This is a genomic window from Streptomyces sp. P6-2-1 (genome assembly GCF_050613165.1).
Classification (GTDB): domain Bacteria; phylum Actinomycetota; class Actinomycetes; order Streptomycetales; family Streptomycetaceae; genus Streptomyces.
The window spans coordinates 873,878-895,548 of record NZ_CP192513.1 but is presented as its reverse complement, the minus strand read 5'-3'; the positions used below and the strand labels follow the sequence as shown (position 1 = coordinate 895,548).

The window sequence follows — 21,671 nt, the reverse complement described above, 5'->3', positions numbered from 1 at the left end:
AAGGTACGGTCCCTCACCTTTGTGTCGCGCGGGTTTCGCGGCAGTGGCCCCTTCAGGTGAGAAAACCCCGCAGCAGCGCCGCCGTGCCCGCGCAGTGCTCCCGCATCCGCTCGCGCGCCTCCGCCGCTTCGCCCGCGAGGATCGCGCGGGCGAGCGCGGTGTGCTGTGCCTGGGAGTGCTCCAGGCCGCGGACGAGGAGCGGGATGCGGTCGAGCAGCTCGTTGACGGCCGCGCGCACGGAGGCGTACGAGGCCGCGAGCGAGGGGGACCCGGCGCGCTCGGCGAGGCCCAGGTGGAGCAGCGTGTCCTCGCGGCGGTAGGCGGCGACGGGCTCCAGCGGGGCGCTGTCGAGCGCGCTGAGGCTCGCCGTGAGCCAGGCCCGCAGCGCCGGCCCGTGCTCCGGGTCGGCCGCGCGCCGCGCGCACAGCTCGGCGGTCCCCGTCTCCAGGACCTCGCGGTGCGCGAGCACGTCCTCCAGGTCCACGCCCGCACGCCGGGGGGCGCGCGCACCCGCCCGCACGAAAGTACCCCCGTACCGCCCCCGCCTGGACTCGGTCAGGCCCTCGCCGTGCAGGACCGAGATGACCTCCCGCACCGTCGCCCGGCTCACGCCGAGCCGCTCCGCCAGCTCCCGCTCGGGAGGCAGCCGTTCCCCCGGGGGGACGAGACCGAGGCGCAACACCTGGAGGACTTGTTCGAGCGCTTCCTCGAAGCCGTTGCCGCCCCGCACGGGCCGCAGGACCCGGCCGAGCCCCCCGTCGCGCTCGTCTTCCGTCCAGCCGGACACGGCCCCGCCCTCTTCCGTCCAATGGTCCCGCGCCCTACCTTAAGGTTCCCGGCTCACCCAAGGAGACCTCCGTGGCGGACCGCACCACCTCCCCCCGTACCGCTCCCCTCAGCGTCGAGGCGCTGACCGCACAGGTGAGGGCGGGAGAGGTGGACACGGTCGTGCTCGCCTTCCCCGACATGCAGGGCCGCCTCCAGGGCAAACGCTTCGCCGCGCCCTTCTTCGTCGACGAGGTGCTGCCGCACGGCACCGAGGGCTGCGACTACCTCCTCGCCGTCGACGTCGAGATGAACACCGTGGACGGCTACGCGAGTTCGTCGTGGGAGCGCGGGTACGGCGACTTCGTGCTCACCCCGGACCCCGCGACGCTGCGCCGCATCCCCTGGCACCCCGGCACCGCGCTGCTCATCGGCGACCTCGCCACGACCGACGGCGCGCCCGTCACGGTCGCCCCGCGCCAGATCCTGCGCCGCCAGCTCGACCGCCTCGCCGCGCGCGGGCTCACCGCGCGGGCCGGTACGGAGCTGGAGTTCATCGTCTTCAACGACACGTACGAACAGGCGTGGGACCGGAATTACCGCGGGCTGACCCCGGCGAACCAGTACAACATCGACTACTCGGTGCTCGGCACGGGCCGCGTCGAGCCGCTGCTGCGCCGCATCCGCAACGAGATGGCGGGCGCCGGGCTCACCGTCGAATCGGCGAAGGGCGAGTGCAATCCGGGGCAGCACGAGATCGTCTTCCGCTATGACGACGCGCTCACGACGTGCGACCAGCACGTGCTCTACAAGACCGGCGCCAAGGAGATCGCCGCGCAGGAGGGGCGCGCGCTCACCTTCATGGCCAAGTTCAACGAACGCGAGGGCAACTCCTGCCACATCCACCTCTCGCTCGCCGGCCCCGACGGCGCGTCCGCGATGCCGGGCGAGGGACCGCACGGGATGTCGCCGCTCATGCGGCACTTCCTCGCGGGCCAGCTCGCCGCCCTGCGCGAGTTCGCGCTTCTGTACGCGCCCACCGTCAACGCCTACAAGCGGTTCCGCCCGGGCTCCTTCGCGCCCACCGCCGTCGCCTGGGGCCCCGACAACCGCACGTGCGCCCTGCGCGTCGTCGGTCACGGGCAGGGGCTGCGCTGCGAGAACCGGCTCCCCGGCGGCGACGTCAACCCGTACCTCGCCGTCGCCGCGATGATCGGCGCGGGCCTGCACGGCGTCGAGCGGGAACTCGAACTCCCCGAGCCCTGCACGGGCAACGCCTACGAGGCCGGCTACCCGCAGGTCCCCACCACGCTCCACGAAGCCGCTGACCTGTGGCGGGGCAGCGCACTCGCCCGCGAGGTCTTCGGCGAGGACGTCGTCGCCCACTACGCCAACATGGCCCGCGTCGAACTCGACGCCTTCGACGCCGCCGTCACCGACTGGGAACTGCGCCGCTCCTTCGAACGGCTCTGAGACCACCCGGCTCAGCCGCGCCCGCCCGGCCGCCGGCCCGGGTTGCCCGGCCCGGCCCGGGTTGCCCGGTCCGAGGCCGGGGAGCGCGGACGCGGCGGAACCCCGCCTCGCGCCGCGCTCACGCACACGCCCCGCCCCATCCCCGTACCGCCGCCCCGCGAGGACCCCGCCATGCCCGAAGCCCCAGCCGGACTCCCCGTCCTCAACCCCGCCACCGAAGAACTCCTCACCACCGTCCACGCCGCGACCCCCGAGGAGGTTGACCGCGCCGTCCGGCGCGCGAGCGCCGCGCAGGGCCGCTGGGCCGCCCTCGCGCCCGCCGACCGCGCCCGCCTCCTGCGCCGCTTCGCCGCCACGGTCGACGCGCACGTCGAGGAGCTGGCCCGCCTGGAGGTCGCCGAGGCGGGGCACACGCTCGGCAACGCCCGCTGGGAGGCGGGCAACGTGCGCGACCTCCTGGAGTACGCGGCCGGGGGTGTGGAGCGCCTGACGGGACGGCAGATCCCGGTCGCCGGAGGTGTCGACGTGACCTTCCTCGAACCGCTCGGCGTCGTCGCCGTCATCGCCCCCTGGAACTTCCCGCTCCCCATCGCCGGCTGGGGCAGCGCCCCCGCGCTCGCCGCGGGGAACGCCGTGATCCTCAAGCCCGCCGAGACCACACCGCTCACCGCCCTGCGCCTCGCCGAACTGGCCCTCGACGCCGGACTGCCCGACCACCTCTTCCAGGTCCTACCGGGCACGGGCCCCGGCGCGGGCGAGGACCTGGTACGGCACCCGGGCGTGCGCAAGGTCGTCTTCACCGGTTCAGCCCGCACCGGCAAACGCGTCATGGCGCTGTGCGCGGAGCAGGTGAAGCCCGTGACGCTCGAACTCGGCGGCAAGAGCCCCAACCTCGTCTTCGCCGACGCCGATATCGAGGCCGCGGCCGCCGCCACCCCCATGTCCTTCCTCGACAACGCGGGCCAGGACTGCTGCGCCCGTACCCGCGTCCTCGTCGAACGCCCCGTCTACGAGGACTTCCTTGCCCTGCTCGAACCGGCCCTGCGCGCGGTCGCCGTCGGCGATCCCGCGGACCCGCAGACGCAGATGGGCCCGCTCATCTCGGCGCGGCAGCGCGAGCGCGTCGACGCCTACGTAGGACCCGACCTCGACGTCGTACGGGGGAGCGCGCCCGAAGGGCCCGGCTTCTGGTACCCGCCCACGCTCGTGCTCGGCGCGCGCCCCGAGGACCCGGTCGCCGTCGACGAGGTCTTCGGGCCCGTCGCCGTCGTCCTGCCCTTCGACGGCGAGGAGGAGGGCGTGCGGCTCGCGAACGCGACCCCGTACGGGCTCTCCGGCTCCGTGTGGACGCGCGACGGGGCCCGCGCGCTGCGCGCCGCGCGCGGTATCGCGGCGGGGAACCTCTCCGTCAACTCGCACAGCAGCGTCCGCTACCACACGCCCTTCGGCGGCTACGGCGAATCCGGGCTCGGACGGGAACTCGGTCCCGACGCGCTCGCCGCCTTCACCGAGACCAAGAACGTCTTCATCAGCACGGAAGGCTGAGAACCCCCATGAGCGCACAGCAGGACACGCCCCCCGTCACGAACACGCCCGCCCCCGCGGCGGAAGCCCCGGTCTGCCGCCGTCTCGTCGGCCGCACCGCCGTCGTCACGGGCGCGGGCAGCGGCATCGGCCTCGCGACCGCGCGCAGGCTCGCCTCCGAGGGCGCCCACGTCGTGTGCGCCGACCTCGACGAGGAGACGGGCACGGCGGCGGCCGAGGAGGCGGGCGGACTCTTCGTCCGTGCCGACGTCACCGTCCCCGAGGACGTCACCGCCCTGTTCCGGACCGCCTTCGACACGTACGGCAGCGTCGACGTCTCCTTCCACAATGCCGGGATCTCCCCGCCCGAGGACGACTCGATCCTCACCACGGGCCTCGACGCCTGGCGCCGCGTCCAGGAGGTCAACCTCACCTCCGTCTACCTGTGCTGCCAGGCCGTGCTGCCCTACATGCGCGGCCAGGGGCGCGGCTCCATCATCAACACCGCCTCCTTCGTCGCCCGCATGGGCGCGGCGACGAGCCAGATCTCCTACACCGCCTCCAAGGGCGGCGTCCTCGCCCTGTCGCGCGAACTGGGCGTGCAGTTCGCGCGCGACGGCATCCGCGTCAACGCCCTGTGCCCGGGCCCCGTGAACACCCCGCTCCTGCGCGAACTCTTCGCCAAGGACCCCGAGCGTGCCGCGCGCCGCCTCGTGCACATCCCGCTCGGCCGCTTCGCCGAGGCCACCGAGATCGCCGCGGCCGTCGCCTTCCTCGCGAGCGACGACTCCTCCTTCGTCAACGCCGCTGACTTCCTCGTGGACGGCGGAATCTCCGGCGCGTACGTAACTCCCGTGTGAATCAGGGATGTACGGTGCATGACATCCGGGGCCGCCACCCTCCCGCGGGCCGTGTCAGCGGGACACGGGACGGCGGCGGCCCCGCGCTCCGCCCTGCCGTCGGACAGATCGGAACCCCCCCCATGCGCCGAACCGCCCCTCTGCTCGCCTCGCTCGGCCTCGCCGCCGCCGCGCTGCTCGCCACCTCCGTACCCGCCCAGGCCCATTCCCCCGCCCCGCGCGCGCACTGTCCCCAGCTCAGCAAGAAGCTTCCCTGGTACGGGCACAACAGGGCCGCCCTCCAGCGCGTCGTCGACGAGCGCGGCACGTGCGCGCACCCGGCCCTCGCGAGCGAGCGCTACGCCGGTCAGCGCCCCGTCGCCGCCTTCGACTGGGACAACACGATCTCCAAGAACGACATCACCGACGCCACGATCGCCTGGTCGCTGCGGCACGACAAGATCCTGCGCCCGCGCGACTGGAAGGACACGAGCGCCTGGCTCACGGACGAGGCGGCGGCCGCGCTCACGACGGCGTGCGGCACCGATGTCCCCGTCGGCGCCCCGCTGCCCACCTCGCGGCGGACCGCCTGCGCCGACGAGATCTTCGAGATCCGCAGCGCGGCCCGCACCATGAGCGGCGGCGAAGCCTTCGCGGGCACCTGGAACCACCGCCGGACCGTCCCCGAGTACGCCTGGGTCCCCCAGCTCTTCGCCGGGCACACGCCCGCCGAACTCACCGACTACACGCGCCGCGCCCGCGCCGAGGCGCTCGCCGCCCCCGTCGGGGCCACGCAGCGGGTCGGCACCCACACCATCCCCGGGTACGTGCGCTACTACGCGCAGCAGCGCGACCTCGTCCGCACCCTCCAGCGCGCCGGCTTCGACACGTACATCGTCTCGGCGGGCTCCGAGCCCGTCACCGAGGTGTGGTCGGCGGGTATCGGGATCGACAAGAAGCACACCATCGCCATCCGCAGCCTCCTCGACAAGCGCGGCCGCATCACGACGGTCAACGAGGGCTGCGGCGGCGAACAGGCATCGAGGGGCGCCGACATCCCCTACATCGACGGCAAGCGCTGCTGGATCAACCAGGAGATCTTCGGCGTCAAGGGACCGCGCGCCTGGGAACGGCAGGACTTCGGCCGCCGCATCGCGATCGGCGGCGGCGACGCCGACACGGACGTCACCTTCGTCGGCGACGCGACGGGCGCGCACCTCGTGCTCAACCGCAACAAGAACGAGATCATGTGCCGCGCCTACGACAACGAGGACGGCCGCTGGCTCGTCAACCCGATGTTCATCGAACCGCTGCCCCGCAAGAAGGACACCTACCCCTGCGCGACGAGCGCGCGCACCGAGGAGGACGGGAGCCTCGGACCCGCGCGGCGCGACGACGGCTCGGTCATCCCCGACCAGGAGGACAGCGCTTTCGGCGGGGCCTGACGGGGCGTGACCCACGACGTCCGCAAGCACGGACTCCGGATGTGGCGGAGGGGCGCGTGGCGGTGCCGCGCGCTCCTGTTCGCCGGAACGGACGCGGCGACCGGGTGAGTTCACCCGGCCGAACGGGCGAAACGACCTAAAGTTGCCGTCATGGAGACGCCCCCCGCCCGGCCGGGCTGGTACCCCGACCCCCACGGCACCCACGGCGAACGCTGGTGGGACGGCGCCACATGGACCCCCGAGGTCCGTGCGCCCGGCTCCTCCTGGTTCGTGCCCGGGGGCCGCCGCAAGCCCCCGGGCCGCGTGATGTTCCTCGCCCTCGTGCTCGGGGGCGCCGCGCTCCTCGCGGGGCTCGTCGTCGGCATCGCCGCGCTCAGCACCCGCGACGACCCCCTCGTCCGCGTCACCGACGCGGCGGAAGGCGCGCGGAGCGGCGCCACCCCACGCGACGGCGCGGGCGCGACGCTCCACGGCATCGTCGTGCCCGTGCCCGAGGGCTGGCGCACCGACGGGTCCGCGCTCGTCACGGGCCGCCCCCGCGACTGCCCCCTCGCGGGCGGCTGCACCCCGGGCCGTATCACCGTCACGACGACCCCAGGCCCGCCGGAAGCCGCGCGCGCCCGCGCCGAGCGCGACAACGAGACGGCGGCCGAGGACGCCTACCCGGGCGCGAGCCACCGCCTCGCCGCCGCGGGCCCCGTGCGGGCCGCGGGGCAGAAGGGCTGGCTCGTGCGCCGCCGCTGCCTTCCCCGCGAGGGGGCGGGAGGCTACGTCCAGTCCCTCGTCCTGCCCGCGCCCCACGAGCCCGGCACGCTGCTCGTCGTACGGGCCAGGCTCGACGCGGACGCCGACCCGGCGGGGCCCGGGGTGCTCGACGAGACGGCGGAGGGCATCAGGGCGGCCGAGTGACCGGGGCCCGGCGGGCGCTCAGAGGAACGTACGGCCCTCGCCCCGGTACGTCGGCACCGTCTCCCGCACCGCGTCGCCGCGCACGAGGTGCAGGCGGTCGAAGCGCTCGCACAGCTCCCCGGCCTTCGCGTGCCTGAACCACACCCGGTCCCCGATGAGCAGGTCGTCCGCGACCGCCCCGAGCAGCGGCGTCTGCACCTCGCCGGGCCCCTCCTGCGGGTCGTACGAGAGCCCCTCCGGCAGGTAGGGGACGGGCAGCCGGTCCGGCCCGGCGACCCCCGACGCCGGGTAGCCGCCGCCGAGCACCGTGACCACGCCGACGCCGGGGCGGCGCACCACAGGCATCGCGAAGAGCGCGGCCGGACGGCCCGTGAACGACGTGTAGTTGTCGAAGAGCCGCGGCACGTACAGCCCCGAACCCGCCGCTATCTCCGTCACGGCGTCCTCGGCCGCCGTGTGCTGCACGCTTCCTGTGCCGCCGCCGTTGACAAACTCCAGGTCGGGGGCGACCGCGCGCACCGCGCGCACCACCTCGGCCCGGCGCGCGGCGAGTTCGCGGCGCGCCGCCGCCTGCATGAGCCGGACGGCCCGCGACCGCAGCGGACGCCCCGCCAGCTTGTCGCCCACGCCCGCCACATGACCCTCGTACGCCATGATCCCGACGAGCCGGAATCCGGGTGTGCGCGCCACCGCGCGTGCCATGTCGGCGACCTGCGCGGGCGAGTGCAGCGGCGAGCGGCGGGCGCCCACGCGTATCCGGCCGCCCAGCAGCCGCAGCGAGGTGTCCAGTTCGAGACAGACCCGGATCTCTTCGGCGCCGCCGTCGCGGGCCGCGTCGATGAGCCTGAGCTGCGCGGGGTCGTCGACCATGACCGTCACCGCGGCGGCGAGCTTGGGGTCGGCGGCGAGTTCGGCGTACGCGGGGCGGTCGGTGGAGGGATAGGCGAGCAGCACGTCATCGAAGCCCTCGCGCGCCAGCCACAGCGACTCGGCGAGCGTGAACGACATGATTCCCGCGAACCCGGGCCGCGCGAGGACCCGTTCGAGCAGCGCACGGCAGCGCACGGACTTGCTCGCGACCCGGATCGGCTTGCCTGCCGCGCGGCGCACGAGGTCGTCGGCGTTCGCGTCGAAGGCGTCCAGGTCGACGAGCGCGAGCGGCGCCTCGATGTGTGCGGTGGCCCGGTCGTAGCGGGCCCGGTCGGCTGCGCGGGCGGTCATGGGCGCAGCCTGCCAGACACCCCTACCGATGGGTAGAGGGAGGAAGCGAACCCACCGCGTCCCGGGGGATGTTCCGGGCCAAAGAGACGGCCCGCGCACACCGGCCACGGGGACTCCCGGGACCCCGTAAAGTGACCGGCACCCGAGCCGCCGCGCCCCGCCCGCCGCGCGGGCCCGGGCACGTCGGCGAGCGGAAGGACACGGGCAGCGCATGAGCACGGACGCCCGGCCGCTCCCGCCCACACCGGAGCGGCCCCCCTCGCGGCCCCCGAGCCCCGCGCGCGTCCCCCTGCCCCGCCTGCGCCCGCCGCGCACGGCGGGCGGGGAACGCGGCGAGCACGGCGCGGACCGGCAGACGGCGGCGGCAGCCGACGCGGTGGCACGGAAGCGGAGCGGCGGCCCGGAAGTAGGGGAGCGGGGCGGCCGGGAGACACGGGAGCGGGGCGGTGCCGGGGTACGGGAGCAGGGCGGCCGGGAGACACGGGAGCGGGGCGGTGCCGGGGTACGGGAGCAGGGCGGCCGGGAGACACGGGAGCAGGACGGTGCCGAGGTCGGCGCACCGGGCCGCATACCCCCGTACCCGCGGCACCTCCCGCCCCCCGCGCACCTGACGGGTCCCGCGCGGCCCGCGCAGCCGCAGCCCCCGCACCCCGCGCAGCCTCCGCGCCCCCTCGCGGCCGAGCCCCCGCCGCCGCCCCCCGTCGCACCCCCGCCCCCGCTCCTCGCCCCCGGAGACCTCCTCGGGGTGCCCGGCGGTGTGCCGGGTGCCCCCGTGGTGCCGCGCCGTTCCCGGGTCTCCGCCGCCGTCTGCCTCGTTCTCGGGCTCGGGCTCGTCGGCGGGGCCGTCGCCGGGGGAGTGCTCGCCGGCGAGACGGAGCCCCCCGTGCCGACGCGGTACGAGGCGGCGGCCGAGCTGTGGCACAGCGTCCCCGTCGACACGCTCTTCCCTCCCGTCGTGCGGGGCAAGGGCGCGGGACCCGGTGGCGCCGACAGGACCTGGACGCGGATCGCCGTCGCCCCCGACAGCGGCTGCGCCCACGCCTTCGACCCGCTCCTGCGCCAGGCGCTCGCGCCCGCCGGGTGCCTGCGGCTGCTGCGCGCCACGTACACCGACGCGACCCGCAGTCAGCTCACCACCGTGGGACTCCTCTTCACCAAGACCGATCCCGCGGGGATGGCCGCGCTGCGCACCCGCTTCCGCACCGAGCACCTCGACACGCGCACCGACCTGCTGCCCCTGCCCTACGGGCCCAAGGGCACGCTCGCCGAGGGCTTCGGCGCGCGTCAGCGCGTCAGCTGGAGCCTCGCGGTGCGCGCGGACCTGCCCGCCGTGGTCTGGGCCGTCTCCGGCTTCGCCGACGGGCGGACCTTCGCCACCCCGGTCCCCGCCGCGCACGCGACCCGCGCGGGCGCCGACGGCACCGTCGCGCTCTCGGGGCTCGGCCACGCCGCCGCCGCGCTCGCCGCCCGTACCGACGCCGCCCTCACCAAGGCCGCCGGTGCCGTCAACCCCTCCGAGGAGCCCTCCCTGTGACCGCGCGGCGCGTCCTGCTCGCCGGGGCCACGAGCCTCGCCCTCGTCCTGCTGCCCGCTCACAGCGCGGCCGCCGACGGCATCCGCGCGCAGCAGTGGGGCCTCGGCGCCGTGCACGCGCAGGAGGCCTGGGCCACGACCAGGGGCAAGGGCGTCACCGTCGCCGTGCTCGACACGGGCGTCGACGCCGAGCACCCCGACCTCGCGGGGAACGTCCTGGCGGGCAAGGACCTCGTCGGCTTCGGCGCGCGTGCGGGCGAGGAGCACTGGGCCGAGCACGGCAGCGCGATGGCGGGGATCATCGCCGCGCACGGCCACGGTCCTGGCGCCGCCGACGGCGTCATGGGCATCGCGCCCGAGGCGAAGATCCTGCCCGTGCGCGTCATCCTGGAGGACGAGGACCCGCAACGCCCCCGTGCGGGGCGCACCAGGGGCGAGGCACTCGCCCAAGGCATCCGGTGGGCCGCCGACCACGGCGCCGACGTCATCAACCTCTCGCTCGGCGACGACAGCACCGAGGCCCGCCCGCAGCCCGCGCAGGACGCGGCGGTGCGGTACGCGCTCGGCAAGAACGTCGTCGTGGTCGCTTCGGCGGGCAACGACGGTGAGAAGGGCGACCACGTCTCGTACCCGGCGGCCTACCCCGGCGTCATCGCGGTCGCGGCCGTGGACCGCTACGGCGAGCACGCGCGTTTCTCGACGCGCCGCTGGTACGCGACCGTCGCCGCCCCCGGCGACGACGTCGTGACCCTCAACCCCGACCTGCGCTACTACGAGGGCTGGGGGACGAGCGCGGCGGCCGCCTTCGTCTCGGGGACGGTCGCCCTCCTGCGCGCCGCCCACCCGGACCTGCCCCCCGACCGCGTACGCGCCCTGCTCGCGAGGACCGCGAGCGCGCGCCCCTCCGGCGGGCACGACGACACGCGCGGCTTCGGCACGGTGGACGCGCGGGCGGCACTCGCCGCGGCGGCGAAGGAGGACCCGGACCACCTGCGCACCACGAGCGAGCACGCCCGCTACTTCGGCGAGGGGCCGGACCCGCTCCCGCACGGAGGAGGCGGGAAGCTCCCCTGGACGGTCCCGGCGGCGGCGACGCTCGGCGCGGTGTTCCTGGGCGCGGCGGCGCTGCTGTGGCGGCGCGGGCGGGGGACGCGGTAGCGGCGCGGGCGGGGACGCGGTGGCGAGGCGCGGCGGAGTGCGAGGGCCTGACGGGGCCTTGCCAAGATCATTCCGCCCGCACACGCTTGCGCCATGAAGAAATCGAACAGTCGTACGTCAGACGTCCGCTCCCGACCCGCGCTCTCGCGCCGCGCCCTCCTCGGCGGCCTCGCCCCGCTCACCGGCGCCGGACTGCTGGGTCTCGCCTCCGCCGCCCCGGCCGCGGCCGCCGGGGACACGTACCCGTCCAACACCGCGCTCTACGCCGACCCCGCCGTGACCGAGGGCGTCGACTACGCACGCCGCTACCGCAGGCACGCGCTCGACGACCAGGACCTTGTCACGCAGGGCGGCTTCACGCGGAGCGTGATCCTCGCGCCCCACGGGGGCGGTATCGAGGTAGGAACCTCCGAGCTGTGCCTCGCCGTCGCCGGCTACCACCCGGACGGGCTCGCGCCCACGCCCGCCGAAGGGCCCCGGCACGACTTCTGGATGTTCGAGGGCCTGCGCTCCAGCGACAACGGCACCCTGCACGTCACGGCGACCCACTGCGACGACACCGTCGCGCGCTCGCTCGCCGCCGCGAGCCTCAACGCGCTCGCCCTGCACGGATGCACCGCGGCCCAGACCGGCCTCGGTGAGGGGGTCGCCGCCGTGCTCGTGGGCGGCCGCAACGCGAACCTGAAGAAGGCCCTCCTCGCGCACTTCGCCGCCGCCGGGATCACCGCGGCGGACGCGGCCGGCAAGCCCGACCTCGCGGGCGTCTCGCCGGACAACATCGCCAACCGCACGCTGCGGGGCGAGGGCGCCCAGCTGGAGATCACCACCGCACTGCGCGCCGCGATGTTCGAGGTCAACACGCGCGCGGGCAGGAAGACGTCGACCACGCGGCTCTTCTGGGACTTCACGGCGGCGACCCGCGCCGCCCTCGCCGCGACCGAGGCGGCACAGCCGGTCCTGTGAGGGGCCCAGGGGCGCGGCCGCGCACCCCCGCCGGACGCGCGGCGGGCGGGCGGGGAGACCCGGGCCAGCCGGTCCGCGCGTCCGCGGCGTCCGGGCCCTCGGTAGGGTCGTCGCGTGGCGAACAAGAACATCCCTGATTCCGGATTCAGCGACGACGACGGCTCCGCCGACCCCGCGCTCGGCGCGGCGCTCGCCGCCTGGGCCGAGGACCGTACGGCGACCGGGCCCGTGCTCGCCGCCCTGCGCCGGGCGCGGCTCCTCGTGCCCGTCGTCGCCGTGCTCGGGGAGACCGAGGAGGGCCAGGACGGGCTCAGGCGCGAGAAGAACAGCGAGATGGCGGTGCCCACGCTCAAGGCTGGGGACCGCACCGCGCTGCCCGCCTTCACGTCCACGGCGAGCCTCGCCCGGTGGGACCCGGCGGCCCGCCCCGTCGCCGTACCGCTGCACCAGGCGCTCCAGGCGGTGGCGCACGAGGGGGCCGACACGCTCGTGCTCGACCTCGCCGGGCCCGTTCCCTTCGAGGTGAGCGGCGGTGCGCTCCGCGCGCTCGCCGAGGGCAGGGACAGCGCGGCACCGCTCGCGGACCCGGCCGTCACGGAGGCGGTGCGCGACACCCTCGCCGCCGAGCCCGCCGTGCTCCGCGCCCACCTGCTCCCGTCCCGCGCGGCGGACGGCACGCTCGCGCTCGTCCTGCACAAGGACGCGGCGCCCGAGCCTGCCGCGCGCGCCGTCGCCGGGAGCCTCGCCGCCCACCCGGTCCTTCGCGAGCGCCTGGAGCGCGGCATCGAACTGGCCCTGCTCCCGCCGGACGCGACGGTGCCGGGGCAGCCGCTCTTCATCCGCTGACGCGCCAGGCCGCCGGAAGGCCGCCCCGGCTCCCGGCCCGGTCCGCGGCTCCCGGCCCCCCGGCTTCCCGCCCCCGGCCCCGGGCCCCCGAGGCTCAGCCGAAGACCGGCCCCGTGTACTTCTCGCCCGGGCCCTGGCCGGGCTCGTCAGGGACGATGCTGGCCTCGCGGAAGGCGAGCTGGAGGGACTTGAGGCCGTCGCGGAGCGGAGCCGCGTGGAAGGAGCTGATCTCGGTGCCGCCCGCGTCGAGGAGCCCGGCGAGCGCGTGGATCAGCTTGCGGGCCTCGTCGAGGTCCTTGTGCGCCTCGCCGTCCTCGGCGAGCCCCAGCTTCACCGCCGCCGCACTCATCAGGTGCACCCCCACGGTGGTGATCACCTCGACGGCGGGCACCTCCGCGATGTCCCGGGTGACGTCGTCGTAGTCGGCTGCGGGCGTCGCTTCGCTCATCGCGGGGCGCTTCCTTCGTTGCGTACGGTGGGAAGGGCCGCACAGCGCCCGCATTCCCCTCGCGGGCGGGCGCCCGCGAGCCCCGTCAGCCTAGTGCGGCGTACGCGGCGCCCCGAGGCCCCGTCCCGCCCGCACGCGGGGGCTCCGGCCCCGTACGCCCTGGTATGCTGGAGGAACGACCGGCCGGAGTGTGTCAGTGGTGCCCGCGAGGGAGCCCGAGACTCCGGCCACAAGTGGAGGCTCCGCACTCCCACCTGATCGCCCTCACGGGCGGCGGGTCACCGGTCAGACGGCACCGCACCCGAGGCGGTGAGCGTCCGAAGTCGCGCCCCGCGTCCACGCGGCGGTGCTCCGGTCAGTACAGGAGCCCCGCTCGTGATCGTCCGGGGCATTTTTCATGTGCCGGCGCGGTTGGTCTCAGGAAGAAGCAAGAGTTGTGCGGCTGTCTGCCAGGCGGCCGTGCGGTGCTACCGAGGAGGATCCATCAGCGCCGAGCCCCGCATCGCCGAGCCCCGTATCAACGACCGGATTCGTGTTCCCGAGGTACGACTCGTCGGCCCCAGTGGAGAGCAGGTGGGCATCGTCCCGCTCGCCAAGGCCCTGGAGCTGGCGCAGGAGTACGACCTGGACCTGGTCGAGGTCGCGGCGAACGCCCGTCCGCCCGTGTGCAAGCTCATGGACTACGGGAAGTTCAAGTACGAGTCGGCCATGAAGGCCCGTGAGGCGCGCAAGAACCAGGCGCACACGGTCATCAAGGAGATGAAGCTCCGGCCGAAGATCGACCCGCACGACTACGACACCAAAAAGGGTCACGTCGTCCGGTTCCTCAAGCAGGGTGACAAGGTCAAGATCACGATCATGTTCCGTGGTCGCGAGCAGTCCAGGCCGGAGCTCGGCCGCCGACTGCTCCAGCGGCTCGCGGACGACGTCCAGGACCTCGGCTTCATCGAGTCGAGCCCGAAGCAGGACGGCCGCAACATGATCATGGTTCTCGGCCCGCACAAGAAGAAGACCGAGGCGATGGCCGAGGCCCGCGAGGCCCAGGCCGCCCGCAAGGCGGAGCGGCAGGGACGTGGCGCCTCCGCCGACGACCAGGACGAGGCCGTTTCCGGCGCGGACGAGGCCGCCGAGGAGCACGCCGAGGCCTGATCCGGGACAGCCGTCCCGGTGACACGGATACAACTGACGCCCCCGCGCGTCCGGTCCCCCCGGGGCCCGGCTGGGGGCGTCACCGACGAGGAGATAACGGCGCCATGCCGAAGAACAAGTCGCACAGCGGTGCCAGCAAGCGCTTCAAGGTCACGGGCTCCGGCAAGGTCCTGCGCGAGCGGGCCGGCAAGCGCCACCTGCTGGAGCACAAGTCGTCCCGCCTGACGCGCCGCCTCACCGGCAACGCCGAGATGGCCCCGGGCGACGCCAAGAAGATCAAGAAGCTTCTCGGCAAGTGAGGCCGGGCCCCCTTTCCCGGGGGCTCCCTCACCGGGGGCTCGCAGCCCCGTACCGGGACCCAATCGAACCGGGCCGTGTGACCACCCCACGGCCCCGCTACAAGGAGTAATCAAGTGGCACGCGTCAAGCGGTCCGTCAACGCCCACAAGAAGCGCCGGGCGATCCTGGAGCAGGCCAGCGGCTACCGCGGGCAGCGCTCGCGCCTGTACCGCAAGGCGAAGGAGCAGGTCACCCACTCCCTCGTCTACAACTACAACGACCGCAAGAAGCGCAAGGGCGACTTCCGTCAGCTGTGGATTCAGCGCATCAACGCCGCTGCCCGCGCCAACGGCATCACCTACAACCGCTTCATCCAGGGTCTCAAGGCCGCCAACATCGAGGTGGACCGCAAGATCCTCGCCGAGCTGGCCGTGCACGACGCGGGTGCCTTCGCGGCCCTCGTCGAGGCCGCGCAGAAGGCGCTGCCCGAGGACGTCAACGCGCCGAAGGCCGCCGCCTGATCAGGGCCCACGCCCAGGCAGGCTCCGCGCGCCGCGTGTCGGCGCGCCGCTCCACCGGACCCGCAGGCCCGCGACGGCCTGCGGGTCCCGTGTGTTCCGGCGGCACCCCGCGGGGCCGCGGCCCCGTCCACCTCCCGAGCCCCCGTACGTCCCCGAGAGTGAGCACATGCCGGCCCCCGAGCTGACCTCCCTGCGCTCCCCCCGCGTCGTCGCCGCGCGACGGCTCGCGAAGCGGAGCTTCCGCGGCAAAGAGCGCCGCTTCCTCGCCGAGGGCCCGCAGGCCGTGCGCGAGGCCGCCGGGCACCTCGTCGAGGTGTACGCGACGGAGGACGCCGCGCGCCGCCACCCCGAACTCCTCGCCGACGCGCGGGCCAGGGGCGTCCCCGTGCTCAGCGCGAGCGAGGAGGTGCTCGCCGCGATGGCCGACACGGTGACCCCGCAGGGCGTCATCGGCCTGTGCCGCTTCCTCGACACCGGCTTCGCCGACGTCCTCGCCGCGCGCCCCCGCCTCGTCGCGGTGCTCGCGCACGTCCGCGATCCCGGCAACGCGGGGACGGTGCTGCGCTGCGCGGACGCCGCGGGCGCGGACGCCGTCGTCCTCACCGACGCGTCGGTGGACGTCTACAACCCCAAGTGCGTGCGCGCCTCGGTCGGTTCGCTCTTCCACCTGCCCGTCGTGGTCGGCGTGCCCGTCGACGAGGCCGTCGCGGGGCTGCGCGGGACCGGGGTGCGGGTCCTCGCCGCCGACGGCGCGGGCGCCGACGACCTCGACGACGAACTCGACCGCGGCACGATGAGCGGCCCGACCGCCTGGGTCTTCGGCAACGAGGCGTGGGGCCTCCCCGAGGAGACCCGCGCCCTCGCCGACGCCGTGGTCCGCGTACCGCTCCACGGCAAGGCCGAGTCCCTCAACCTCGCGACGGCCGCCGCCGTCTGCCTCTACGCCTCGGCACGCGCCCAGCGGGGACGCGCGGCGTAGGCGGCACGGCGCACGCTCCCCTCCGGCGCGGGCGGGCACGCGACACGGGCGCGGGGCTCCCTCCGCCGCACCGGCGGAGCGCCGCCTCCCGCCCTCCCGCACCGATAGGGTGACCCCTCCGAGGGCCCACGGACCGGTCTGGAGGGTGGGGCGAGGATGACAGCCGAGAGTGCCGGGTACGGGGCGGGCGGGGTGGCCCCGGGGGAGTGGCGCGTGCGGGGGCCGCTGTCCGGGGACGCGGCCGCGCCGGCCGAGGTCCCCGCCCCGCGCCCCGCCGAGCCCCTGCGGCCCGACGATCTGCCCGACGGCCTCGTCGTCGCGGACGCCCGCGGGCTCGTCACGTGCTTCAACGCCGCCGCCGCGCGGATCACCGGGGTGCTCCCCGACGCCGCGCTCGGCAGCCCCCTGGAGGAGGTGCTGCCGCTCGAAGACCTCGACGGACGGCGGTGGTGGCGGCTCACCGACCCGTACGGGGGGCTCGCGATCCGGACCCGGCAGCCGGAGAGGAACCTGCTGCTCCCCGGGGGCCGCGAGGTCCTCGTCTCGGCCAGGTACGTGCGGACGCGCCCGCGCGGGCCGCTCGCACGGCTCGTCGTCTCGCTGCGCGACACCGGGGCCAGGCGCCGTACCGAGCGCAGCCACGCCGAACTGATCGCCACCGTCGCGCACGAGCTGCGCTCCCCGCTCACCTCCGTCAAGGGCTTCACGGCGACGCTCCTGGCCAAGTGGGAGAGGTTCAACGACGACCAGAAGCGGCTCATGCTCCAGACCGTCGACGCCGACGCCCACCGCGTCACGCGCCTCATCACGGAACTCCTCGACATCTCCCGCATCGACGCGGGGCGCATGGAGCTGCGCCGCCAGCCCGTCGACATCGCGGGCGCGGCGGCACGGCACGTGCAGGCACATATCGCGGCGGGCCGCTCCTGCGACCGCTTCCTCGTTACCGTGCGCCGCCCGCTGCCCGCCTTGTGGGCCGATCCCGACAAAGTCGACCAGGTTCTGAGCAATCTCCTCGAAAACGCGGTGCGCCACGGCGGCGGAACTGTCACCATCGACATCGCGCCCACGGCGGGCGGCGAGGGACCTGAAGGGACCGTGATCACGGTGAGTGACGAGGGGCCGGGTATCCCCGAGGAGTCGATGAACCGTGTCTTCACCCGCTTCTGGCGCGGCTCCAAGCGCGGCGGCACCGGTCTCGGCCTCTACATCGTGAAGGGCATCGTCGAGGTGCACGGCGGCTGGATCACGGTCGGCCGGGCCCCGCGCGGCGGCGCCCTCTTCCGATTCATGCTGCCCGTCGCGCTGCCGGCCCACCTCCAGTAGCGCCTCGGGCCCCCTCCCGCGCCGGGCCGCCCCACCCCCGTACCGCCTGTGACGTACGGCCCCGGGGCCGCCCACCCGCGCCACGCCCCACCCGCCCCCCGGTAGACTCGGTCTTTGGCACGTCCGCGTCCTCTTTCGTGGACGAATCGTCCACAGAACGAGACGGGACCCTCAGCCACCCACGTCGGAAGCACGGGAAGAAATGTCGGCACCCAACAAGTCGTACGACCCAGTAGAGGTCGAGGCGCTGAAGCCGGACGAGATCGCGCGCATGCGGGACGAGGCGTTCGCCGCCTTCGCCGCCGCCGCCGACCTCGACCAGCTCGCCCAGGCCAAGACCGCCCACACCGGCGGCACCTCGCCGCTCGCCCTCGCCAACCGCGAGATCGGCGCCCTGCCCCCGCAGGCGAAGGCCGAGGCGGGCAAGCGGGTCGGCCAGGCCCGCGGCGCCGTGAACAAGGCGCTCGCCGCCCGGCAGGCCGAGCTGGAGGCCGAGCGGGACGCGCGCGTCCTCGTCGAGGAGACCGTCGACGTCACGCTCCCGTACGACCGCGTCCCCGCCGGAGCGCGTCACCCGCTGACCACGATGATGGAGCGCGTCGCCGACGTCTTCGTCGCGATGGGCTACGAGGTCGCCGAGGGCCCCGAGGTGGAGGCCGAGTGGTTCAACTTCGACGCGCTCAACTTCACCCCCGACCACCCCGCCCGGCAGATGCAGGACACCTTCTTCGTCCAGGGCCCCAAGGGCACCGAAGCCGACGAGTCCGGTGTCGTGCTGCGCACCCACACCTCGCCCGTGCAGGCCCGCTCGCTCCTGGAGCGCGGCGCGCCCGTCTACGTCGTGTGCCCGGGCCGCGTGTACCGGACCGACGAGCTGGACGCGACGCACACCCCGGTCTTCCACCAGATCGAGCTGCTCGCCGTGGACGAGGGCCTGACGATGGCCGACCTCAAGGGCACGCTCGACCACATGGTCCGCTCGCTCTTCGGGCCCGACATGACGACGCGGCTGCGCCCCAACTACTTCCCCTTCACCGAGCCGTCCGCCGAGATGGACATGCTCTGCTACGTGTGCAAGGGCGAGTCGGTCGGGAACCCGGACCGCCCCTGCCGTACCTGCTCCAGCGAGGGCTGGATCGAGCTGGGCGGCTGCGGCATGGTCAACCCGAAGGTCCTCACGGCCTGCGGAGTCGACCCCGAGAAGTACAGCGGATTCGCGTTCGGTTTCGGTATCGAACGGATGCTGATGTTCCGCCACAACGTCGAGGACATGCGAGACATGGTCGAGGGTGACGTCCGTTTCACCCGGCCGTTCGGGATGGAGATCTGATGCGGGTCCCGCTTTCCTGGCTGCGGGAGTACGTCGACCTCCCCGCCACAGAGACCGGCCGTGACGTGCAGGCCAAGCTGGTCTCCGCAGGGCTTGAGGTCGAGACCGTCGAGCAGCTCGGCGCCGGGCTCAAGGGCCCCCTGGTCGTCGGCCAGGTCCGCGCCATCGAGGAGCTGGAGGGCTTCAAGAAGCCCATCCGCTTCTGCCACGTGGACGTCGGCGACGCCAACGGCACCGGTGAGTTGCAGGAGATCGTCTGCGGCGCCCGGAACTTCGCCGTCGGCGACAAGGTCGTCGTGGTCCTGCCCGGCGCCGTCCTGCCCGGCGACTTCGCCATCGCCGCGCGCAAGACGTACGGCAAGGTCTCGCACGGCATGATCTGCTCCGCCGACGAGCTGGGCATGGGGGATTGGGGGTCCCCCCGGACGGAGTCTGGGGGAGGCACGCACGGGATCATCGTGCTGCCGCCGCAGTACGAGGTCGGCACCGACGCGATCGAGCTGCTCGAACTCGTCGACGAGGTCCTCGACATCGCCGTCACGCCCGACCGCGGCTACTGCCTCTCGATGCGCGGCATCGCCCGCGAGACCGCCATCGCCTACGGGCTCCCGCTGCGCGACCCCGCGCTCATCGACGTGCCCGGGCCCAACGCCCACGGCTACCCCGTCGAGATCGCCGACCCCTTCGGCTGCGACCGCTTCACGGCCCGTACGGTCGCGGGGCTCGACCCCGAGGCCCGTACCCCGATCTGGATGGCACGCCGCATCCAGAAGGCCGGGATGCGGCCCGTCTCGCTGACCGTCGACATCACCAACTACGTGATGCTGGAGCTGGGCCAGCCCCTGCACGCCTACGACCGCGCCCAGGTGCGCGGCCCGATCGGCGTGCGCCGCGCACAGGCGGGCGAGACGCTCAGGACGCTCGACGGGCAGAACCGGAAGCTCGACCCCGAGGACCTCGTCATCACCGACGAGCGCGGGCCCATCGGGCTCGCCGGGGTCATGGGCGGCGCCGAGACCGAGATCGCGGACCACGGCGCCGAACTCGGCACCAGCGAGGTCATCGTCGAGGCCGCGCACTTCGACCAGATCGCCGTCGCGCGCGCCTCGCGCCGCCACAAGCTCGCCTCCGAGGCGTCCCGGCGCTTCGAGCGCGGCGTCGACCCGCAGGCCGCCTCCGCCGCGGCGCAGCGCACCGTCGACCTCCTCGTGCTCCTCGCGGGCGGCACGCCCGACGCGGGCGTCACCGAGGTCGTCGCGCCCTCCGCGCCGCGCACCGTCACGATGCCGGCCGGGCACCCCGACCGCGTCGCCGGTGTCGAGTACGGCCGGGAGACCGTCGTACGGCGGCTCCAGCAAGTGGGCTGCGATGTGTACGGCCAGGACGAGCTGATCGTCACGATCCCCTCGTGGCGGCCCGACCTCACCGCGCCCAACGACCTCGCCGAAGAGGTCATCCGCCTGGAGGGCTACGAGAACCTGCCCTCCACGCTGCCCAAGCCCCCCGCCGGGCGCGGCCTCACCGAGCGGCAGCGCTTCCACCGCCGCGTGGGCCGCGCGCTCGCCGGGCGCGGGTACGTCGAGGCGCTCACCTACCCGTTCGTCGGGACCGACGCCTTCGACGCGCTCGGCCTCGCCGAGGACGACCCGGCCCGCCGTGTCGTGCGCCTCGCCAATCCGCTCTCGGACGAGGAGCCCGCGCTGCGCACCACGCTGCTGCCCGGGCTGCTCGCCGCCCTGCGCCGCAACGAGGGCCGGGGCAGCCATGACCTCGCGCTCTTCGAGACGGGGCTCGTCTTCCACCCGCGCGCCGACGCCGTCGTGCCCGAGCGTCTTGCGGTGGCCCACCGCCCCGAGGACACCCAGCTCGACGAGCTGGACGCGGCACTGCCCGAGCAGCCCAGGCACCTCGCCGTGGTCCTCGCCGGGGCCCGCGAGCAGTCCGGCTGGTGGGGCAAGGGCCGCCCGGTCGACTGGGCCGACGCCATCGAGGCCGCACGCACGGCGGCCGCCGAGGCGGGGGCCGACCTCGTGGTCCGCAAGGGCGCGTACGGGCCCTGGCACCCGGGCCGCTGCGCCGAGCTGCTCGCCTTCGTGGACGGTGCCGAGCGCGTCATCGGGCACGCGGGCGAACTGCACCCGCGCGTCATCAAGGCGCTCGGCCTCCCGGCCCGCACCTGCGCGACCGAACTCGACCTCGACGCCCTGGAGCAGGCGGGAGCCGGGGCCGTGCAGGCCCCGCGCATCTCGAACTACCCCGTGGCCACGCAGGACGTCGCACTCGTCGTCCCCGCGGATGTCCCCGCGGTCGAGGTCGAGTTGGCGCTGCGCGAAGGCGCGGGTGAACTCCTGGAGTCGCTGCGCCTGTTCGACGTCTACACGGGCGACCAGCTCGCCGAGGGCCACAAGTCCCTCGCGTACGCGCTGCGCTTCCGCGCCCCCGACCGCACCCTGACCGTCGAGGAGGCCACGACCGCGCGCGACGCGGCGGTGGCCCTCGCGGCGGAGCACACGGGGGCGGTGCTGCGCGGGGTGTGACCCCCGCCGGGGAGCGTGGCTCCCCGTACCGGCGTGATCGGCCGGGTCCTGTCGTGGAGACGGGGCCCGGCCGATGTGCGTGGTGCGGGGGTGAGGGGCGTGCGGTGCGGGCGGTGCCACTCGTTCCGGTGAACCTCGCACACGCCTTCCGGTGACCCCCCGAACACGCGCGCAGGGGGGCGCGGGAGCCCCGCGGAGGGGGAAGACCGCCCCGCGCGGGGAACCCGAAACCCCTCCGGCCAGGGGGGGGGAGAGGCCGGAGGGGCCGGGCGTCCGTGGCGCCGCCCGCCGGGCCGGAGCCGAAGCGGCTGCGGCGGTCGGGACGGCGCCGGTCGGGACGCCGTACTTGTCGAGGGGGGAGCCCGGCGTCCGCGAGACACAGTCAAGCGCCCCCGCGCGCCCCGCGAAAGCGCGCGCGGACCCCCG

At 74.7% G+C, this 21,671-nt stretch carries 19 protein-coding genes; 16 read left to right on the top strand and 3 right to left on the bottom strand.

Going from position 1 to position 21,671, the window contains the following annotated elements; all coding sequences use genetic code 11:
• Positions 1–52 precede the first annotated feature (52 nt).
• Positions 53–787, bottom strand: coding sequence for a FadR/GntR family transcriptional regulator (locus tag ACQYWQ_RS04045; RefSeq protein ID WP_431032489.1), 735 nt, complete (start codon positions 785–787; stop codon positions 53–55).
• A 71-nt stretch (positions 788–858) separates the two neighbouring features.
• On the opposite strand from ACQYWQ_RS04045, the gene ACQYWQ_RS04040 reads away from it, so the two are divergent.
• The 5 genes from ACQYWQ_RS04040 to ACQYWQ_RS04020 all read left to right on the top strand — a co-directional run bounded on the left by ACQYWQ_RS04040 (position 859) and on the right by ACQYWQ_RS04020 (position 6,955).
• Positions 859–2,238, top strand: a complete 1,380-nt coding sequence (locus ACQYWQ_RS04040; RefSeq protein ID WP_431032488.1) for a glutamine synthetase family protein — start codon at positions 859–861, stop codon at positions 2,236–2,238.
• Positions 2,239–2,409: 171 nt separating this feature from the next.
• The gene (locus ACQYWQ_RS04035; RefSeq protein WP_431032487.1) at positions 2,410–3,783 is read left to right on the top strand and encodes an aldehyde dehydrogenase family protein; all 1,374 of its coding nucleotides are present in this window, start codon (positions 2,410–2,412) and stop codon (positions 3,781–3,783) included.
• 8 nt (positions 3,784–3,791) lie between these two features.
• Positions 3,792–4,622, top strand: coding sequence for a 3-oxoacyl-ACP reductase (locus ACQYWQ_RS04030; protein ID WP_431032486.1), 831 nt, complete (start codon positions 3,792–3,794; stop codon positions 4,620–4,622).
• Between the two features lie 122 nt (positions 4,623–4,744).
• Positions 4,745–6,046 carry a haloacid dehalogenase-like hydrolase gene (locus ACQYWQ_RS04025; RefSeq protein WP_431032485.1) on the top strand — a complete coding sequence of 434 codons (1,302 nt, stop codon included), beginning with the start codon at positions 4,745–4,747 and terminating at the stop codon, positions 6,044–6,046.
• A gap of 150 nt (positions 6,047–6,196) precedes the next feature.
• Positions 6,197–6,955, top strand: a complete 759-nt coding sequence (locus ACQYWQ_RS04020) for a DUF2510 domain-containing protein (RefSeq protein WP_431032484.1) — start codon at positions 6,197–6,199, stop codon at positions 6,953–6,955.
• An 18-nt stretch (positions 6,956–6,973) separates the two neighbouring features.
• On the opposite strand, the gene ACQYWQ_RS04015 is transcribed toward ACQYWQ_RS04020, so the two are convergent.
• Positions 6,974–8,176 carry an amino acid deaminase/aldolase gene (locus tag ACQYWQ_RS04015; RefSeq protein WP_431032483.1) on the bottom strand — a complete coding sequence of 401 codons (1,203 nt, stop codon included), beginning with the start codon at positions 8,174–8,176 and terminating at the stop codon, positions 6,974–6,976.
• A gap of 211 nt (positions 8,177–8,387) precedes the next feature.
• On the opposite strand from ACQYWQ_RS04015, the gene ACQYWQ_RS04010 reads away from it, so the two are divergent.
• The 4 genes from ACQYWQ_RS04010 to ACQYWQ_RS03995 all read left to right on the top strand — a co-directional run bounded on the left by ACQYWQ_RS04010 (position 8,388) and on the right by ACQYWQ_RS03995 (position 12,676).
• Positions 8,388–9,710, top strand: a complete 1,323-nt coding sequence (locus ACQYWQ_RS04010; protein ID WP_431032482.1) for a hypothetical protein — start codon at positions 8,388–8,390, stop codon at positions 9,708–9,710.
• Positions 9,707–10,867: a type VII secretion-associated serine protease mycosin gene (mycP, locus tag ACQYWQ_RS04005; protein ID WP_431032481.1), complete on the top strand. Its 1,161-nt coding sequence runs from the start codon at positions 9,707–9,709 to the stop codon at positions 10,865–10,867. Before ACQYWQ_RS04010 ends, mycP begins: the two co-directional genes overlap by 4 nt.
• A 93-nt stretch (positions 10,868–10,960) precedes the next feature.
• A complete protein-coding gene (locus tag ACQYWQ_RS04000; RefSeq protein ID WP_431032480.1) occupies positions 10,961–11,830 on the top strand; it encodes a poly-gamma-glutamate hydrolase family protein in 870 nt (289 codons plus the stop codon).
• 114 nt (positions 11,831–11,944) lie between these two features.
• On the top strand, positions 11,945–12,676 hold the full coding sequence (locus ACQYWQ_RS03995) for an SseB family protein (RefSeq protein ID WP_431032479.1): 732 nt from the start codon (positions 11,945–11,947) through the stop codon (positions 12,674–12,676).
• Positions 12,677–12,770: 94 nt separating this feature from the next.
• Here the strand turns inward: ACQYWQ_RS03995 and ACQYWQ_RS03990 are convergent, their stop codons facing one another.
• Positions 12,771–13,124 carry a DUF1844 domain-containing protein gene (locus tag ACQYWQ_RS03990; RefSeq protein ID WP_431032478.1) on the bottom strand — a complete coding sequence of 118 codons (354 nt, stop codon included), beginning with the start codon at positions 13,122–13,124 and terminating at the stop codon, positions 12,771–12,773.
• A gap of 459 nt (positions 13,125–13,583) precedes the next feature.
• Between ACQYWQ_RS03990 and infC the strand changes: the two genes are divergently transcribed.
• The 7 genes from infC to pheT all read left to right on the top strand — a co-directional run bounded on the left by infC (position 13,584) and on the right by pheT (position 21,245).
• The gene (infC, locus tag ACQYWQ_RS03985; protein ID WP_431032477.1) at positions 13,584–14,273 is read left to right on the top strand and encodes a translation initiation factor IF-3; all 690 of its coding nucleotides are present in this window, start codon (positions 13,584–13,586) and stop codon (positions 14,271–14,273) included.
• Between the two features lie 104 nt (positions 14,274–14,377).
• The gene (gene rpmI / locus ACQYWQ_RS03980; protein ID WP_007829094.1) at positions 14,378–14,572 is read left to right on the top strand and encodes a 50S ribosomal protein L35; all 195 of its coding nucleotides are present in this window, start codon (positions 14,378–14,380) and stop codon (positions 14,570–14,572) included.
• A gap of 114 nt (positions 14,573–14,686) precedes the next feature.
• Entirely contained in the window at positions 14,687–15,073 is a 387-nt protein-coding gene (gene rplT / locus ACQYWQ_RS03975) for a 50S ribosomal protein L20 (RefSeq protein WP_008748864.1), read from the top strand.
• 166 nt (positions 15,074–15,239) lie between these two features.
• Complete coding sequence (locus ACQYWQ_RS03970) at positions 15,240–16,052, top strand: TrmH family RNA methyltransferase (protein ID WP_431032476.1); 813 nt, start codon at positions 15,240–15,242, stop codon at positions 16,050–16,052.
• Positions 16,053–16,208: 156 nt separating this feature from the next.
• Positions 16,209–17,378 carry an ATP-binding protein gene (locus ACQYWQ_RS03965; RefSeq protein ID WP_431032475.1) on the top strand — a complete coding sequence of 390 codons (1,170 nt, stop codon included), beginning with the start codon at positions 16,209–16,211 and terminating at the stop codon, positions 17,376–17,378.
• Between the two features lie 202 nt (positions 17,379–17,580).
• Positions 17,581–18,708, top strand: a complete 1,128-nt coding sequence (gene pheS / locus ACQYWQ_RS03960) for a phenylalanine--tRNA ligase subunit alpha (protein ID WP_431032474.1) — start codon at positions 17,581–17,583, stop codon at positions 18,706–18,708.
• Positions 18,708–21,245 carry a phenylalanine--tRNA ligase subunit beta gene (pheT, locus tag ACQYWQ_RS03955; RefSeq protein WP_431032473.1) on the top strand — a complete coding sequence of 846 codons (2,538 nt, stop codon included), beginning with the start codon at positions 18,708–18,710 and terminating at the stop codon, positions 21,243–21,245. Before pheS ends, pheT begins: the two co-directional genes overlap by 1 nt.
• Positions 21,246–21,671 lie beyond the last annotated feature (426 nt).